This window comes from Barnesiella viscericola DSM 18177 (genome assembly GCF_000512915.1).
GTDB lineage: Bacteria > Bacteroidota > Bacteroidia > Bacteroidales > Barnesiellaceae > Barnesiella > Barnesiella viscericola.
This window is the reverse complement of sequence record NZ_CP007034.1, coordinates 998030-1015901: the sequence shown is the minus strand read 5'-3', so window position 1 is coordinate 1015901 and position 17872 is coordinate 998030. Positions and strand designations below refer to the sequence as shown.

Sequence of the window (17872 nt, the reverse complement as noted above, 5' to 3'; positions counted from 1 at the left end):
GAGAAGAGGAATCCCGATTGAGAGCCGTGTGCTGTTTCTCGGAGGGGCGACGATACGACAAAAGCCGCAACAACAGGCACTCCTGTCAAGTCGCGGCTTTTGTACCGAATGGCAAAAGAGTTATTTTTACTTTGGTTTTTTCATACCCTTGTAGATAAGGAACCCCACGATGAACACGCAGATGGCGATGAGCACGTAGAGGATTTCGTGACTGTATGTCTGCACCTTCAAGATGAGTTCGTCCTCGGGAATAACGGCGTGGAAGCCGTAGCCGATGGCAGCCAGTACGATGTTCCAGCACATGGCACCCAGGGTGGTGAAAAGGATAAACTTCGAGAATTTCATGCGGGCCAGACCAGCGGGAATGGAGATGAGCTGACGCACTGCCGGAATCAGGCGGCCGATGAGGGTCGATATGCTGCCGTGCTTGTCGAAATAGCGTTCGGCCGTCTCCACCTTGCCTTGATCGAGCAGGCACATGTGCCCCACGCGGCTGTTGGCAAATTTGTAGACGAGCGGGCGGCCTATCCAGAGGGCCAGGTAGTAGTTGATGATGGCACCAATGTCGGCCCCGAGGGTACCGAAGAGAATGACCAGATACATATTCAGTTCACCGTAGGCTGCCTTGTAGGCTGCCGGTATGATAACGATTTCGGAGGGGAAGGGGATAAACGAACTCTCGATCATCATGAGGAACGTAATGGTCCAGTAATTGAGATTATCGAGGCACCATTGTATAAACGATAATGATTCCATAAAAGGGATTAATGATTTTTTTTGAGATTGCAAAAGTAATACATTCGGCTTAAAAATGAGAATGTTTGCAAAAATGTAACAAAAATTTAATACGTCTGTATCGTCAAATCTTGGAAAATCGTGCGATAGACGGCTGCTTTCTCGGCAAGCGGTTTAGGGTAGGCCCGAGAGGTCGAGGGCATGCGGTAGAGTCGCATGGAGCGGCCATGGTAGGTGAGCGAGGCATACTGCCCGATTGGGGGCGGTGTAGCTCCGGTGATGGCACACAGCGTGTCGGTAGCCTTCTGCCCGGTGGTTACGAGCGTGTGGCAGTAGGGCAGCCGGTCGAGCATGCGGGCCAGATCGAGCGACTCGACCACTTCGAGCGTCAGGTCCGAGGCATTGCCATTCAGTCGTCGTGCCACGGCCACGGTATCGCTCACGGCAATGCCCTGTTCTTGAAGAAAGTTCTCGATGGCTTCGCGGCGGAACCGCTTGTGCTCGGTATCGACAAAGTGGTCTTTGTCGTTGAAGAAGAGAAGCCCGAAGATGCGCCACATGTCGTTGGTGAAGTTGGGGTAGAAAAACTCCATCGACCAGCGTTTGCGGGGCGGAGGAAAACTGCCCAGCAGCAAGATGCGGGCCTGTGCCGGAAGAAACGGAGACAGGGGGTGCATCTCGACGGGTGCGGGCGAAGGGCTTGTATCGTCAGCCATGTTGTGTTGCATTGAGAGGGTTAGAAATCGTCCGAGTCCATGTCGACTTTCCAGAATACGTTCTCGGCCGCATCGTACCGGTAGTTTCCGCCCGGCAGGGCATCGACGATGAAGTCGCCTTTGTCGGGCAGGTCGGCTTCGCTTTCAAGCAGGTAAAATTCATCGTCGGGGTCATCGCTCTGTATGGTAGCCGAGTAACCTTCGGGCACCTCGAATATTTCGTCGTCGGCCACCTCGATCAGTTGTCGGTCATACCCCTGTTGAAACAAGATGTCATAGGCATCGAAATCCTCGTATTCGTCATAACCCATTTCATCTCTCAGCATCTCGAACTCGGGTGTGAGAGCTAACAAGATTGTATCCATCGTGTCGTCTGTTTTTGTCGGGAGCAAAGTTACTTATTTTTACGATTGCTTCAACAATTTGCGACTGGTGTTGTTTTTACTGAAAATAAAACTTATAAAACCTGAGTGAATATGAAAAAAATGATCTTTTTCTGGGTTTGTGCTTGGGGGCTTCTATTGTTGCCGTTCCATGCTGCCGCTGCCGATACCCAGTCGGCCGAACCGGCACAGCGGAGTAGCCGACAGGCTCCGGACGATGCCTCGGACCGCATTGTTTTCCTGTGGGGCGGGAATGCCGCCAACGGTGAGTTGATAGGTATGTTCTATGACACCCGGCAGCTCCATTTCCAGGACCCTCGTGCGCCCCGATTCCTGCTGGTCGACCGTAAGGGACGTGTGGCATTCGGTATAGGTGGTTATGTAAAGGTGACGGCTTCCTACGATTTTGAAGGCGCCGTGCCCAATCGCGATTTCCTTACCTACGATATTCCCGTACCCGGCAATCCGTCTCAGCGCAACCAGTTCCAGATGGACGCTTCGACCTCGCACCTCTTTTTTAAGTTGGTAGGCGACAATGCCGTGCTGGGCAAGTTCTCGGTCTTTGTCGACGGTGATTTCAGGGCCGGACAGAACTATGGATTCCGCCTCGACCAGGCTTATGTGCAGGCGCGCGGATTCCTGATAGGACAGACGTGGAGTACCTTTGTCGATGCGGCGGCCGCACCTCCTACCATCGACTATGAGGGACCTACCGGCATGACCAGTGTGCGCAATGTAATGGCACGTTATACGCTCAATCTGGGGAAGCACTGGCAGATGGCTCTGGCCGCCGAAGCCCCGTCGGTCACTTGTACGCTCGACGAGGGGTATAACGCGTCAATCAGCCAGCGCATGCCCGACATACCTTTTTATGTTCAATACGGTTGGAACGGAGGTCACGACCACATACGCGCATCGGGTCTGTTGCGGGGACTCTCTTATCGCGACCTGGTGGCCGAGCGCAACCGGTCGGTATTGGGGTGGGCCGTTCAGCTCTCGGGTATTACCCACATCACCCGCAAGTTGTCGCTTTATTACCAAGGCGTTTACGGATATGGCTATGGTGAGTATCTGAACGGGTTGAGCGACGAGGGTTTCGACCTCATTCCCGACCCCGATACCCAGGGCAAACTCTATGCCCCCGAGACGCTGGGCTATGTGGCCGGTCTGCAATATGCCTTCTCACCCAAATTCTTTATCTCGGCCTCGTACAGCCAGAGCCGGGTATACAGCAAACAGGGAGCCCTGTCGCCCGAATCCTATCGCTATGCCCAGTATATCGTGGGGAATGCCTTTTACAACCTCACGACCGATTGCAGCATAGGTATCGAATATCTTTATGGCCGCCGTTCCAATTTGAATCGTCAGGACGGGGAGGCTAACCGCATCAATACGATGATACGGTATAACTTCTGATAAAAATATATTTTGGGGTAGGGCCCGCCTTCTCGTTTTTTTTTGCGATAGTAACGAGAAGGCGGGCTCTCGGTTTTTATGGAGGGCAAATATTGTGAGGCAGTTTTTTCAATAAAAAAGTTGTAAGCCATATAAAAAGTGTTATTTTTGCAAACTGATTATAATTGTATCCTTATTATAAAAAAAGAGGAAAGAATGAAATATTTATATTGGGCGCTTACTCTTCTCACATTTTGGGCTTTTGCATCTTGTTCTTCTTCAAGAAATGTTCCTTATATGATTGATGTGGAGGATATTCCTGCCGATGTATTAAACGCGGCAGTCCCTCAGCCGTCGCCGGTTTTGGCCCCGGGCGACATTCTTGATATATCGGTCATGGCCAAGAATCAAGAGGTGGTAATCCCCTTTAACAAGCGGCTGGTTCAAAGCGAGGCTTATATGCGAAGCGGTAATACCAAGGCCGTGGAGTTTTATCTGGTCGACCAGAACGGTGATATTGAATTTCCGGTATTGGGCTGTCTGCATGTAGCAGGGAAGAGCAAGAAAGAGGTAGAGCTGATGATTCAGGAGGCTCTCTATCCTAAATACCTGAGTGAGTTGCCGCAAGTGTCGGTGTGGATACAGAACTTTACCATTTCGGTGTTGGGCGATGTAACCCGGCCGGGTATGTTTACTATTGAAAACGAGCGGGTGAGTATTCTCGATGCCATCGCTTTGGCAGGCGATCTGTCCATTACCGGGCGCCGTGATAACGTACTCTTGGTGAGAGTGAATTCCGATGGAACAAAAAATATTGCAAGAATCAATCTGAATGATAAGAATCTGGTTACTTCACCCTATTTCTATCTGCAACAGAACGATGTACTCTATGTGCAACCCAATAAGTCGAAAGCCAATTCGGCCGTAGTCGTACCACCTACCACCTCGCTGGTATTTAGTGCCACATCTATTCTGTTGACAATTGCCAACCTTATTATTACAGCTTGGAGTATTTCTAAATAATTACTATGGAAGAAGGTAAACCGAATAAGATAAACAGACAGACAGTTACGGAGGAGCCCCTTGATCTTTCCGACTTTTGGGTAGAATGCTTTTCGCATTGGAAATGGTTCGCTGTCAGCATCGTGCTGTTGGTTGTACTGACAGGATTATACTGTTTTAAACAGACTCCCGAGTATGAGGTGTCATCGGCTGTTTATATCCAAGACAACGATAGTGAGAATAGCAATATCCTGTTGACGAGTTTAGGCTTGTCTCCCTATAAAAACAATATTGATAATGAAATAGAGGTATTTCGTTCCAAGAATCAGATTACGGCTGCTGTCGAGAAACTTGGCCTGTACAAGTCGTATGCCTGGAAATCGTTCATGACAAGAACCCCCTTGTATGGAAATTCGCCGGTCGAGTTGGTGACCGATTCGATTAATCCGCGTAAAATAGAATATCCTCTCCACATCGAGTTGTCACCCCGCCAGGGAAAATTACATATTAAAGCCGAAACCTACGACAAAAAGGATAATAAGGTAGAAATTTGCAACGAACTTATCGACGGGTTGCCCTATACCCTTCCGTTTGAAGGCAGTTTCGTGCAATTGAAGTACACGGGCGATACGATTCCTACGCTTGACAAAACACTGGATATTTGGTTCTCCAATCCCCGTGCGGTGAGCAAAGATCTTGATTCGAAGCTGGCCGTTGTTTTCGCGTCGAGGAAGGCTACGATTTTGAATGTGACATATCGTACGCCGGTTATTGAAGAGGGAAAAAATTTTATCCAAACCTTGGTCGACTTCTATAATATTGATGCCGCGAACCAGAAGAATCAGGGTACCGAAAAGACGCAACAGTTTATCGAGGGGCGCCTCGCTTCCATTTCTGCGGAGTTGTCGGCTGTCGAGGCACAAGTGGAGTCGTACCGAAGTCATAATAACTTGATTGATGTTTCGGCCGAAGCCAAACTTTATTTGGAACAGACCGGATATACCGATGAGAAAATGGCCGAGTTGGAATTGCAAAAGAGCTTGGTCGATTATGTCGAGGCTTTTCTGGCTGTCCCTGATAACGAATACATGCCCATACCGGTGCTGGGAATCGACGACAAGGATTTTGCGACTCTCATTAATGACTATAATAAGATTTTGCAGCAACGCGAGCGCCTGTTGCTTTCGTCGTCCGAGTCAAACCCGGTGATAGTCGAACTTACCCGCGACATAAAAACACAGCGAGCGTTGTTGCTTAAAGGGGTTACCAGCATACGCAAGGGAATAGAGATTCAAAAACGCGATGTAGCTCGGCAAGATCAAAGAATCGAAGACAAAATCAAGAACATGCCCCTCTACGAGCGGGAACTCTCCGACATCATGCGGCAACAGCGCATTAAGGAAAACCTATACGTCTTCCTGCTTGAGAAGCGCGAGGAGAACGACCTGTCCAAGAATATGGTTGTGCCGATAGCCCGTATTATCGACGACCCCGACTCCACGGGCGAGCCGGTTTCACCCAAGACGTTGTTGCTTCTGGGTGGAGCTGTTCTGCTTGGTATCTTGATTCCGGTATTCATTATCTATCTGAAAATGGCTTTCTTCCCTGTGCTGACAGATAAGAAGATGCTTGAACGGTTGACCTCAATTCCCATTTTGGCCGAAATCTCGAAAAAACCCGAAGGTAAGTTTTTTGTGGTTGAGAAGAAGAGTGTCGAGCCCATTGCCGAGCTGTTCCGATTGGTTCGTAACAATTTACAATTCGTGCTGACCAGTTCCGACAAGAAGGTATTGGCGGTTACCTCGTCGGTCATGCACGAGGGTAAGACCTTTATCGCCTCGAATATGGCTCTGAGTTTTGCTCTTACGGGAAAACGGGCGCTTCTCATAGGTATGGACATACGTCGGCCTCGCCTTTCGGAATATTTCCATCGTCCCAATCGGGAGGGTGTTACCACTTATCTGTCGGGAGCTAATACCGATTTGGCATCGCTTATTCACCCTTCGGGTCTTGACTCGAATCTCGATTTGCTTATGGCGGGACCCATTCCGCCCAATCCCAACGAGTTGTTGATGAGCGACCGGTTCGACCAGATTATCGATTATGCTCGTGCCCACTACGATTATGTCATACTCGATACGGCTCCGTTGGGTATGGTTTCCGATACCTTCCTGCTGGCCCGGGCCGTTGATGTGATGATTTATGTGGCCCGAGCCAACTATACCAACAAGGCTTCTATCGAGATGTTGAACGGTTGGGTTCGCAACAAGCGCCTCGATATACCGGTCTATCTTATATTGAACGATGTGAACATGAAGTCGAAGGGCTACTCTTATCGTCAGTATGGCAGTGGCCGATACGGCTATGGATACGGTTACACGACTAAGCGTGAAACTCCGTGGTATAAACGTCTCTTCAAGAAAGACCGTTCTTGACCCGCCTCGTGGTGGTAAAAATAAACGAGAGAGGGGTGCGACGACAATTGCACCCCTCTCTCGTGTTTACAGGTAAGGGAAATTTCTTCCCCTATGAATTTTACTCTTTCATGCGGGAGGCCATCTCACAACCAAGAGCCCGGCACCGCTCTTTTATTTCGGGGGTAAGCCCCTGTTTCATCTCTACGCAGCAGGGCAAAGTCTCCCACTTCATCGATTCGCCGAAAGCGGCCAGATGTTTCACGGCAGCACCGGCCCACGAGAATGAACCAAAGTAGCCGAATATGCGGTTCTTGATGTCGCGCGTGGCAATCATCTGAGTGAGCATGTCGACCTCGGGATACAACCGGTTGGAATAGGTGGGGCTGCCGATGATAAGACCCCGGTAACGGAATATGCTTTGAAGAATATACGACGGGTCGTCGTGCGACACATTGTGCATGACAATGTTTTTAATCCCGTTCGCAGCCAGTTCACGCGCTATCTCCTCGGCCATCTGTTCGGTGTGCCCATACATGCTGCCATAGGCGATGACAACGCCCGGCTCCGATTCATACCGGCTCAACCGGTCGTAAATGTCGATGACCCGGCTTACCTCCTGTTCCCACACGGGACCATGGGTCGAGCAGATGGTTTTGATGTCGATACAGGCCAGCTTTTTCAAAGCCGTTTGTACGGCCGACCCGTATTTGCCCACGATGTTGGAGTAGTAGCGATACATCTCGTCCCAATATTTCGAGGTATTCAGCTGCGTGTCCTTGATACCACCGTCGAGGGTACCGAAGCAGCCGAAAGCGTCGCCCGAGAAGAGCGTTCCCGTTTCGTTGCAATAGGTCATCATCGTCTCGGGCCAGTGGACCATGGGGGTCAGATAAAAGGTGAGCGATCGTTTTCCCAGTGCCAGCGTGTCTCCATTTTTGACACACAGGGTGTTGTCGTCAATGCCATAATAGCCCTTCACCATTTCAAGCGTTTTGGTATTACCCACAATAGTCATGTGCGGATACTTCTGACGGATAAACTGAATCGATGCCGAGTGGTCGGGCTCCATGTGGTTGATGACGAGGTAATCGATTGTGCCGTCGCCGATAATCTCGGTTATATGATCCAGCAGCCGGTCGGTATAGGCGGCGTCGGCGGTATCGACCAATACATTCTTTTCGTCGGTAATCAGATAGGCGTTGTAGGATACGCCGTACGGGAGCGGCCAAAGGTTCTCAAACTTGTGCTTACTGCGGTCGTTGACCCCTACATAGTGTATTCCTTCTGCGATTTCTGTTATCTTCATAATCCAATTAAATTAACCCGATATGATAATAATATTCAAACACAAAGATCTCCGTTTTGTTTAAAAAGGCCTCAAAAGTAAGAAAAAAAACGGGAATGTATATGTACAATTAGAATTTATTTTTTTTTCTTTGTGTAGAGAATCTTAATCAAACATAACTAATTACTAACCTGGGTACGTGTATCGTGCCGGAAAAACATGAAAATTATGAAAAAGTATTTAGCAGAAATGTTGGGTACCATGGTCCTCGTTTTGATGGGTTGTGGTAGTGCCGTCTTTGCCGGCAACATGGCCGGTATTTGCGGTGAAGGTGTAGGCACATTGGGCGTAGCCATGGCCTTTGGCCTTTCGGTAGTAGCTATGGCTTATACCATCGGAGGCATCTCGGGGTGCCACATCAACCCGGCCATCACACTGGGGGTGTGGCTGTCGAAGCGCATGAGCGGGAAAGATGCCGCCATGTACATGATATTCCAGGTTATCGGGGCGATTATCGGCTCGGCCATCATCTATGTATTGGTGTCGACCGGCGGTTCGTCGGGTGCGACAATGACCGGGGCCAACAGTTTTGGCGAGGGTGAGGCGTTGCAGGCATTCATAGCCGAGGCGGTCTTTACTTTCATCTTTGTGTTGGTGGTGCTGGGTACGACCGACGAAAAGCGGGGAGCCGGTAACTTTGCCGGTCTGGCCATCGGTTTGTCACTGGTGCTGATTCACATCGTATGTATTCCCATCACGGGTACGTCGGTAAACCCGGCCCGTAGTATTGCACCGGCTCTCTTCGAGGGCGGTGTAGCTCTTTCGCAACTGTGGCTCTTCATCGTGGCTCCGTTCCTCGGGGCTGCCTTCTCGGCTTTTGCCTGGCGTGCCTTGACCAAATAAAACGAGATTGATCCAATTAATCGCGAAGGGCGATGCTTCTTTTATGGAGGTATCGCTCTTTTTGCTATGGCGTTGCATTATTTGACCTTTGGCTTGACTGGGTACAGAACTTGATATGGGGCGAAATAGAATGCGCCCCTCTCGCCGGGTGGCAGGAGGGGCGCGTTATTCCAAAATTTTTCGGAGCCTGTGATTACTTGTTGACTCTGAATCGGTCAATACCCTCTTTCAGGAATCCTACCGACTGACGGGCGGCGGCGATACCGGCGTTGATATTGGCCTCGGCCGTTTGGGCACCCATCTTCTTCGGGGTGAAGAATACGCGGTCGCCGAATTTCTCGGTCAAGGCAGCGGCGTTGGCCGGAGCCACGTCGGCTACGTAGCGGAAGTCGGCACGCTCTTCGAGCACGCGGGCCAGATCCTCTTCGTGAATTACCTCTTTGCGGGCCGTGTTGATGAGCACGGCACCTTTGGGCATCAGCGACATCAAGGCGTGGTTAATCGACTGTTTCGTCTCGGCTGTGGCCGGGATATGCAGAGATACGAACTGGCAGGTGCGGTAGAGCTCTTCGACCGATGCCACGGGCTTCACGCCGTCTTTCTCCATCACCTCGTTGGGGCAGTAGGGATCGAAGGCGTAGAGTTCCATGCCGAATCCTTTGGCGATGCGGGCCACGTTGCGACCCACTTGTCCATAGGCGTGGATACCCAGCTTTTTGCCTTTGAGTTCAGTTCCCGATGTGCCGTTGAAGTGGTTGCGAATCATCAGTATTGTCATGCCGAATACCAGTTCGGCCACGGCATTGGAGTTCTGTCCCGGCGTATTCATGACGCATACACCCTTGGCCGTGGCGGCATTCAGGTCGATGTTGTCATATCCGGCACCGGCGCGAACAATGATTTTCAGTTTCTTGGCGGCGTCGAGCACCTCGGCATCTACGATGTCGCTGCGCACAATCAGTCCGTCGGCGTCCTCGACCGCTTTCAGCAAGTCGGCCTTGGCGGTGTATTTCTCCAAAAGAGCCATTTCGATACCGGCGGCATCGAGTACCTCTTTAATGCCGTTCACGGCTACTGTGGCAAACGGCTTTTCTGTGGCTACCAATACTTTCATGTCGATACTCTCCCTGGATTAATGGTTCTTTTCAAATTCCTTCATGGTCTCGATGAGCATCTCGACGCTCGATTTGGGCATGGCGTTGTAGATGGAGGCTCTGAATCCGCCTACCGAGCGGTGTCCCTTGATACCTACGATGCCTTTCGAGGTGGCATATTCGATGAATGCGCCTTCGAGGTCCTTGTACTCCTCTTTCATCACGAAGCAGACGTTCATGATCGAACGGTCTTCATGAGCGGCGGTGCCCACGAACATCTTGCTCGAATCGATGGCGTCGTAGAGGATAGCGGCTTTTTCGAGGTCGCGGCGTTCCATCTCCTTGATACCGCCCAGCTCTTTGTAATATTTGAGGGTTTGCAGGGCGGCATAGATGGGCAGACAGGGCGGTGTGTTGAACATCGAGCCTTTCTTCACATGGGTGCGGTAGTCGAGCATGGTGGGGATAGCGCGATCTACGTGGCCGAGGGCCGACTCCTTGACGATGACGATGGTCACACCGGCAGGAGCCAGGTTCTTCTGGGCTCCGGCGTAGATGACGTCGTATTTCGATACGTCGATGGGACGCGAGAAAATATCGGACGACATGTCGGCTACCAGAGGCACTTTCACATCGGGATCGAAACGCATTTCGGTACCGTAGATGGTGTTGTTCGAGGTGAAGTGGAAATAGTCAGCGTCGTCGGGTACGGTATAGCCTTTGGGAATGTATGAGAAGTTGGCCTCTTTTGAAGAAGCTACCACGTCGACTTCGCCGAAGAGACGGGCCTCTTTGATGGCGTTGACAGCCCAGGTACCCGTTTCGAGGTAGGCTGCTTTTTTATTCAGCAGGTTGTAGGGGACCATGCAGAATTGCAGGCTGGCACCGCCACCCAGGAACAGTACCGAATATCCGTCAGGAACTTCGAGCAACTCTTTGACCAGCGCCTGAGCCTCTTCGATAACGGCAGTAAACTCTTTGCTGCGGTGCGAAATTTCCATCAGGGATAGACCCGTACCGGCAAAGTTGATAACGGCGTCGGCCGTGTTTTTGATGGTGTACTCGCTCAGGATAGAGGGTCCTGCATAGAAATTGTGCTTCTTCATAATGATATTTGTTTAGTGTTTGGTATAAATTTGGTTCTGATAGATTGCAAAAGTAACTCTTTTTTCTTTGTATTTTGTTTTATTTACCTCTTTTTTGTTGCCGAAAAAAGTGAAATGGTGTCTATTTGATACCTCGGCTTTGCATTCTGCCGTTTATTTGTATCGTCCTTTCCACAACTCGTTCAGGTGGTCTTTCAGTTTGTTTTCGGCCGGATTGTTTTGCGGCTTCCACCAGCCGGAGTTTTTCAGGTCGTCGGGCAGGTATTGCTGGTTGACGAAGTGTCCGGGATAGTCGTGGGCATACTGGTAGTTCTTGCCGTAGTCGAGCTCCTTCATCAGTTGCGTGGGAGCGTTGCGCAGGTGCAGGGGCACCGGCAGGTTGCCGGTCTCGCGCACGGTGTTCAATGCCTGGTTGATGGCCATGTAGGCCGAGTTGCTCTTGGGCGAACTGGCCAGGTAGATGGTGGTCTCGGCCATGATGATGCGGCTCTCGGGCCACCCGATGTTCTGCACGGCATCGAAGCAGGCGTTGGCCAGCAGCAGGGCGTTGGGGTTGGCCAGCCCGATATCCTCCGAGGCCGAGATGACCAGTCGGCGGGCAATGAAGGCGGGGTCTTCTCCCCCCTCGACCATGCGGGCCAGCCAGTAGATGGCGGCGTCGGGGTCGCTGCCCCGTATCGATTTGATGAAGGCCGATATGATGTCATAGTGCATCTCGCCGTTCTTGTCGTAGGCGGCGGGGTTCTGTTGCAGCCGCTCGGTGACGATGGCATCGTCTATGACAATCTTATCGTCTTCGCCCACGGCTTGCGAGATGAGGTCGATGATGTTGAGCAGCTTGCGGGCATCGCCCCCCGAGTAGCGGAAGAGGGCATCGGTCTCGCGCACCTCGATGTCACGATTTTTCAGATAGGTATCTTGGTGGATAGCCCGGTCGAGTAGCTGTTGCAGGTGCTTGACTTCGAGCGGTTTGAGTACATATACCTGGCAGCGCGAGAGCAGCGGCCGTATGACCTCGAACGAGGGATTCTCGGTCGTGGCTCCGATGAGCGTGACCGTGCCGTATTCGACGGCCCCCAGCAGGGAGTCTTGCTGCGATTTGCTGAATCGGTGAATTTCGTCGATGAAGAGAATCGGGCGCACCTTGGCGAAGATGTTGGCCTTGCAGCGGTCGAGCACCTCGCGCACCTCCTTGACCCCCGACTGTACGGCACTGAGGGTGAAGAACGGAGCTTGCAGCTGTTGCGATATGATGTGGGCCAGCGTGGTTTTGCCCACCCCCGGCGGCCCCCAGAGAATGAAGGAGGAGATTTTGCCCGAGTCGATCATGCGGCGCAGCACGGCACCCGGGCCCACCAGGTGTTCCTGCCCGATGTATTCGTCCAAGGTCTTGGGTCTGAGTCTTTCTGCCAACGGTTGTAACATATTCGCTTCGTTCTGTTGATACAAAAATACTCTTTTTAGGTCGTTTTTCCAAGGAAAGCGGACGAAAGATATCCCCCTGCCCGGTTTTCCTGTGCGGCCTGGTGGAGATAAAAAAATGAAGCTCTTTTGTGGAGATAAATGAAAAGGGTTATCTTTATTCCGTCAAATTAATACCCTGTATCATGCGAAGATTTTTCCTCTTTCTCTCTTGGGTGGGGCTGGCCGCGATAGCGGTGGCCGCCGATACGGTTTTTGTCAAGGAGGCTCGGGTGCCGGTACTGCTCGAGCGGCAGGACAATGTGTTGTTCTATTTGCGTATTCCCGCCCGGGAGAGCCGGGTGCTCGACGGGGTGACGCTCGATTTGTCGGACTGTGATGCCCGGGGTGACATCGCTGCCGTAAAACTCTATTACGGTGGTGTGGAGGCTCGGCAGGACGAGGGGAAGAATCGCTTTGCCCCGGTCGCCTATGTGTCGAGCCAGCATGCCGGTAAGACGTTGGCGGCCGACCCGTCGTATTCGATTGAATGCGCCCGGGTTGACAATCCGGGCAAGCGGATTGAGTTGCGGGCCGACTACAAGCTGTACCCGGGTGTCAATTTCTTTTGGGTGAGTGTGCAGATGAAGCCGGGCGCCTCGCTCGCCTCGAAGCTGCGGGCCGGGGTGGAGTCTGTCTCGCTCGACGGGGCGGCAGCTCTCTGCCGGCGAGTGTCGCCCGAGGGTATCGAGCACCGCATGGCCATCGGGGTGCGCCATGCCGGCGACGACGGGGTGGCGGCGTTCCGCATTCCCGGGTTGGTGACGACCGACCGGGGTACGTTGCTGGGAGTGTATGACGTGCGCTACAACAGCAGTGTCGACTTGCAGGAGCACATCGACGTGGGGCTGAGCCGCAGCACCGACGGCGGCAAGAGTTGGGAACCCATGCGTTTGCCCCTCTCGTTTGGCGAATATGGCGGTCTGCCCGCCGCTCAGAATGGCGTGGGCGACCCCTCGATACTCTTCGACCCCCACACCCGCACCGTGTGGATTGCCGCGGCCTGGACTCATGGCATGGGCAACCAGCGGGCCTGGTGGAGTTCGCAACCGGGCATGGATATGGAACGCACGGCTCAGCTCGTGCTCACCAAAAGTACCGACGACGGCCAAACCTGGTCGGCCCCCATCAACATCACTTCGCAGGTGAAAGACCCCTCGTGGCGGTTCCTGCTGCAAGGTCCGGGGCGGGGTATCGCCATGCACGACGGTACGCTGGTCTTTCCCATTCAGTTTATCGACTCGGTGGGGGTACCCAGTGCCGGGGTGATGTACAGCCGCGACGGAGGCGAGAGTTGGCACATTCACAATCCAGCCCGAAGCAATACCACCGAGGCTCAGGTGGTCGAGTTGGCCGACGGTGTACTCATGCTCAACATGCGCGACAACCGGGGCGGAAGCCGGGCGGTGGCCGTCACCGCCGATCTGGGCCGTACCTGGACCGAACACGAGTCGTCGCGCCGGGCTCTGCCCGAGCCGGTGTGTATGGCCAGCCTCATTCGGGTCGAGGCCGACGACAATGTGCTGGGGCGCGACCTGCTGCTTTTCTCCAACCCCAACACCACCAAGGGGCGCCATCACATTACGGTCAAGGCCAGTCTCGACGGTGGGGCCACCTGGCTCCCCGAGAATCAATTGTTGCTCGACGAGGAGGAGGGGTGGGGGTACACCTGCCTTACGATGGTCGACCGCGAAACGGTGGGCATTCTCTACGAGAGCAGTGTGGCGCACATGACTTTTCAAACGTTTAAACTCACCGAACTCGTCCGTAAAAAATAGCATAACCGATTGATTGTAAACGGGAAAGTCGGGTCTTTTACTCCTTGGTAAGGCTCGACTTTTTTGTTAAAAGTGCTAAATTTAAGAAATAAGTGGGTCGGGCGATTAAACTTTCTGTCGAGATTCGAGTCATATAAGCAGAAATGTGAATCGAGTTTGCAAACAGATTGATGAATAATTAACCATTTAATGAAAGGAAATTGGATTATGAAAAGAACGATTGTATCGGTAGCTTTGGTATTAGCTTTGACCATGAGTGCCTTTGCCGGAAATCAAGATAAGAAACAGCGTCGCGAAAAATGTGAATTCCCCTGCGAGCAGATGGTGAAAGAGTTGAACCTGAGCGAAAAGCAAGTGTCGCAGTTGAAGGAGGCCAACGAGCAGTTCGCTGCCGAGATGAAGGCGTTGCGCGAGAAGAAACAAGAGTCCCAGAAGAGTAGCCGCGAGTCGATGAAGGCCGCTCGCGAACGTCGCGACTCCACGATGAAATCGGTCTTGACCAAAGATCAGTACATACAGTATCTGGAACAGAAGATAGAGCGCCTCGAACGTCGTCCCGATGGCCGTCTTGACCGCAACGCCCGTCCGATAAGGCGATTCGACGGCAAGAAGGGACGCATGCACATGAGAACGGTTTGCCCGGAAAATATCGAGGCTCCGACTCCGGCCGATGCTCCAGCTATCAATCCTCCGGCTCCGGAAGAAATCAAATAACAATTTTCCATATGTGTTTTATAGGTTTTATAGGTAGTTAAGGAAGCAGGCTACGTTCCCCGGCGGGGAGACGTAGCCTGTTTCGTATGGGCACAAAAAAAGGGAGCGACCCCACGGTGGGGTTGCTCCCTTGATTATTTACACCCGCATCAGTTGCGGAATACGATTTGATCGTTTTCGGCATCGACCACGATAGGTTTCGAGCGGTCGACTTTCTGAGCCAGCAGGTCTTTCGACAACTGGTTGAGGATAAGCCGGTGGATAACCCGTTTGACGGGACGGGCACCAAACTCGGGGTCGTAACCCTCGGTGGCGATGAGGCTCAGGGCCTTGGGTGTGATTTCGAGCGTAACACCGTTCTTCTCGAGCATCTTCTTGATGTTGTTGATTTGCAGCGAAACAATCTCTTCAATCTCTTTCTTCGTAAGCGGCGTGAACATGATGGTCTCGTCGATACGGTTGAGGAATTCGGGACGTATGGTCTGTTTCAACATCTCCAAAACCTGCTCTTTGGTCTTTTCGATTACCTCGGAGCGATTGGCATCAGTCATCTTCTCGAAGTTCTCCCGTATCAGCGACGACCCCATGTTGGAGGTCATGATGATAATGGTGTTCTTGAAGTTGACCAACCGGCCCTTGTTATCGGTCAGACGGCCATCGTCGAGTACCTGCAACAAGATGTTGAAGATGTCGGGGTGAGCCTTCTCGATTTCATCGAACAGAACTACCGAATAGGGTTTCCGTCTGATGGCCTCGGTCAGCTGGCCGCCCTCGTCGTAGCCCACGTATCCGGGAGGTGAACCGATGAGTCGCGTGGCGCTGAATTTCTCCTGATATTCACTCATATCGATACGCGTCATCATGTTCTCGTCGTCGAACAGGTATTCGGCCAACGCCTTGGCTAGCTCGGTTTTACCAACACCGGTCGTACCCAGGAAGATGAACGACCCGATAGGTTTGCGGGGATCGTTCAAGCCGGCCCGGCTCCGACGCACGGCGTCGGCAATGGCGGTAATGGCCTCGTCCTGACCTACCACCCGTTTGTGCAACTCCTCTTCGAGGTGCAGCAGTTTGTCTTTCTCGCTCTGCATCATCTTGTTCACGGGGATACCCGTCCACCGCGATACCACGTCGGCGATATCCTCGGCATCGACCTCCTCCTTGATCATGGCCTTGTCGCCCTGCAACTCGTGCAAGCGTTGTTGCGTGGCGTGTATGTCGTCCTCTTTCTCCTTGATTTTGGCATACCGTATCTCGGCCACTTTGCCGTAGTCGCCTTCGCGTTCGGCCTTATCGGCCTCGAAGCGCAGGTTCTCGATGTCGATCTTGTTCTGCTGTATGCGGTTGACCAGCTCTTTCTCCGATTGCCATTTGGCGCGGAATTTGGTCTCCTCCTCCTTCAAGTCGGCGATCTCCTTACCCAGCTGTTGCAGCTTCTCGGTATCGTTTTCCCGCTTGATGGCCTCGCGTTCGATTTCGAGCTGTTTGATACGCCGCGTGATTTCGTCGAGAGCCTCGGGCACCGAGTCGACCTCGATACGCAATTTGGCGGCGGCCTCGTCCATCAGGTCGATGGCCTTATCGGGCAGGAACCGGTCGGTAATGTACCGTTCCGACAACTGTACGGCAGCGATGATGGCATCATCTTTAATCCGCACTTTGTGGTGGTTTTCATACCGCTCTTTCAAGCCACGCAGAATCGAAATGCTGCTCATCTCGTCGGGCTCGTCGACCATCACGATCTGGAACCGACGTTCAAGAGCCTTATCCTTCTCGAAATACTTCTGGTACTCGTCGAGGGTAGTGGCACCGATGGCCCTCAGTTCGCCACGGGCCAGGGCAGGTTTCAAGATGTTGGCAGCGTCCATGGCACCGTCGCTCTTGCCGGCACCCACCAAGGTGTGAATCTCATCGATGAAGAGGATAATCTCGCCTTCGCTTTGAATCACCTCGTTGACTACCGATTTGAGTCGTTCCTCAAATTCACCCTTGTATTTGGCACCGGCGATAAGGGCACCCATGTCGAGCGAGAAGATCTGTTTGCTCTTCAAGTTCTCGGGCACATCGCCACGCACGATACGGTGAGCCAACCCCTCGGCGATAGCCGTCTTACCGGTACCCGGTTCACCTATCAGGATAGGGTTGTTTTTGGTACGCCGACTCAAAATCTGCAATACCCGACGAATCTCGTCGTCACGGCCAATCACCGGGTCGAGTTTGCCGCTACGGGCACGCTCGGTCAAGTTGATGGCATATTTGCTCAACGCATTATAGGTATCCTCGGCCGAAGCCTCGGTAACTTTTTTCCCTTTCCGCAACTCGTCGATGGCTGCTCCCAGCTCCTTTTCGGTCACGCCGGCATCCTTCAAGAAGGACGAAGCCGGACTTTTCGTCAAGAACAGACCCATCAGCATGGCTTCGAGGGCTACAAACTGGTCGCCCAGTTTCTTAGAGTAGTCGATGGCTTTTTGAAGAGCGTCGTTGGCCTCGCGGCTCAAGTAGGGTTCGCCCCCGCTTACCTTGGGCAACGATTCTATTTCCCGATCGACCTGACTGTTCAACAAACCGGCGTTGACATCAAGCTTCTGGAACAGATACGAAGTGAGGCTTTCGCCCACTTGCAGAATCCCTTTCAGCAGATGCACCGGCTCGATCGACTGCTCGTTGTGGTCGCGAGCAATCTGCACGGCCTTTTGCACGGCCTCCTGCGATTTGATTGTAAAATTGTCAAAGTTCATATCGTGTACTCCTTTCTATTTTCATTTTTTTGATTTACACCCTCGTATAGTCAAAAGCAGTGCCAGTCGTAAATGAGCGAAATATTGTCTGAAAATCAACTGTTTAACATGACAAAATGTCTACTCTGGCCGACCGGTTTTCGGG

At 52.4% G+C, this 17872-nt stretch carries 14 protein-coding genes; 6 read left to right on the top strand and 8 right to left on the bottom strand.

The genetic code is table 11. From position 1 onward, the window contains the following. Nucleotides 1-126: 126 nt before the first annotated feature. The 3 genes from BARVI_RS04045 to BARVI_RS04035 form a co-directional block, all read right to left on the bottom strand. Nucleotides 127-756 carry a DedA family protein gene (locus tag BARVI_RS04045; protein ID WP_025277995.1) on the bottom strand — a complete coding sequence of 210 codons (630 nt, stop codon included), beginning with the start codon at nt 754-756 and terminating at the stop codon, nt 127-129. Between the two features lie 86 nt (nt 757-842). Then, complete coding sequence (locus BARVI_RS04040) at nt 843-1451, bottom strand: uracil-DNA glycosylase family protein (RefSeq protein ID WP_038534521.1); 609 nt, start codon at nt 1449-1451, stop codon at nt 843-845. Nucleotides 1452-1471: 20 nt separating this feature from the next. Beyond that, nucleotides 1472-1816: a hypothetical protein gene (locus tag BARVI_RS04035; RefSeq protein ID WP_025277993.1), complete on the bottom strand. Its 345-nt coding sequence runs from the start codon at nt 1814-1816 to the stop codon at nt 1472-1474. A 111-nt stretch (nt 1817-1927) separates the two neighbouring features. Here BARVI_RS04035 and BARVI_RS04030 point away from each other — a divergent pair, with 111 nt between their 5' ends. The 3 genes from BARVI_RS04030 (at nt 1928) to BARVI_RS04020 (ending at nt 6666) form a co-directional block, all read left to right on the top strand. Continuing rightward, complete coding sequence (locus BARVI_RS04030) at nt 1928-3250, top strand: DcaP family trimeric outer membrane transporter (protein ID WP_157232529.1); 1323 nt, start codon at nt 1928-1930, stop codon at nt 3248-3250. 276 nt (nt 3251-3526) lie between these two features. Next, nucleotides 3527-4252, top strand: coding sequence for a polysaccharide biosynthesis/export family protein (locus BARVI_RS04025; protein WP_051401079.1), 726 nt, complete (start codon nt 3527-3529; stop codon nt 4250-4252). Between the two features lie 5 nt (nt 4253-4257). Then, entirely contained in the window at nt 4258-6666 is a 2409-nt protein-coding gene (locus tag BARVI_RS04020) for a GumC family protein (RefSeq protein ID WP_084546980.1), read from the top strand. Nucleotides 6667-6766: 100 nt separating this feature from the next. On the opposite strand, the gene BARVI_RS04015 is transcribed toward BARVI_RS04020, so the two are convergent. After that, nucleotides 6767-7957, bottom strand: coding sequence for an FprA family A-type flavoprotein (locus BARVI_RS04015; RefSeq protein ID WP_025277989.1), 1191 nt, complete (start codon nt 7955-7957; stop codon nt 6767-6769). Between the two features lie 204 nt (nt 7958-8161). Here BARVI_RS04015 and BARVI_RS04010 point away from each other — a divergent pair, with 204 nt between their 5' ends. Beyond that, a complete protein-coding gene (locus tag BARVI_RS04010) occupies nt 8162-8836 on the top strand; it encodes an MIP family channel protein (RefSeq protein WP_025277988.1) in 675 nt (224 codons plus the stop codon). Between the two features lie 193 nt (nt 8837-9029). On the opposite strand, the gene BARVI_RS04005 is transcribed toward BARVI_RS04010, so the two are convergent. The 3 genes from BARVI_RS04005 to BARVI_RS03995 form a co-directional block, all read right to left on the bottom strand. Next, nucleotides 9030-9950: an NAD(P)-dependent oxidoreductase gene (locus tag BARVI_RS04005; RefSeq protein WP_025277987.1), complete on the bottom strand. Its 921-nt coding sequence runs from the start codon at nt 9948-9950 to the stop codon at nt 9030-9032. Nucleotides 9951-9968: 18 nt separating this feature from the next. Further along, nucleotides 9969-11036 carry a 3-phosphoserine/phosphohydroxythreonine transaminase gene (gene serC / locus BARVI_RS04000; RefSeq protein WP_025277986.1) on the bottom strand — a complete coding sequence of 356 codons (1068 nt, stop codon included), beginning with the start codon at nt 11034-11036 and terminating at the stop codon, nt 9969-9971. A gap of 153 nt (nt 11037-11189) precedes the next feature. After that, complete coding sequence (locus BARVI_RS03995) at nt 11190-12461, bottom strand: replication-associated recombination protein A (RefSeq protein ID WP_025277985.1); 1272 nt, start codon at nt 12459-12461, stop codon at nt 11190-11192. Nucleotides 12462-12643: 182 nt separating this feature from the next. On the opposite strand from BARVI_RS03995, the gene BARVI_RS03990 reads away from it, so the two are divergent. Both BARVI_RS03990 and BARVI_RS03985 read left to right on the top strand, forming a co-directional pair. Next, the gene (locus BARVI_RS03990; protein ID WP_025277984.1) at nt 12644-14275 is read left to right on the top strand and encodes a sialidase family protein; all 1632 of its coding nucleotides are present in this window, start codon (nt 12644-12646) and stop codon (nt 14273-14275) included. 207 nt (nt 14276-14482) lie between these two features. Next, on the top strand, nt 14483-14989 hold the full coding sequence (locus BARVI_RS03985; protein ID WP_157232528.1) for a Spy/CpxP family protein refolding chaperone: 507 nt from the start codon (nt 14483-14485) through the stop codon (nt 14987-14989). Nucleotides 14990-15138: 149 nt separating this feature from the next. On the opposite strand, the gene clpB is transcribed toward BARVI_RS03985, so the two are convergent. Then, a complete protein-coding gene (gene clpB / locus BARVI_RS03980; RefSeq protein WP_025277982.1) occupies nt 15139-17727 on the bottom strand; it encodes an ATP-dependent chaperone ClpB in 2589 nt (862 codons plus the stop codon). Nucleotides 17728-17872: the final 145 nt, after the last annotated feature.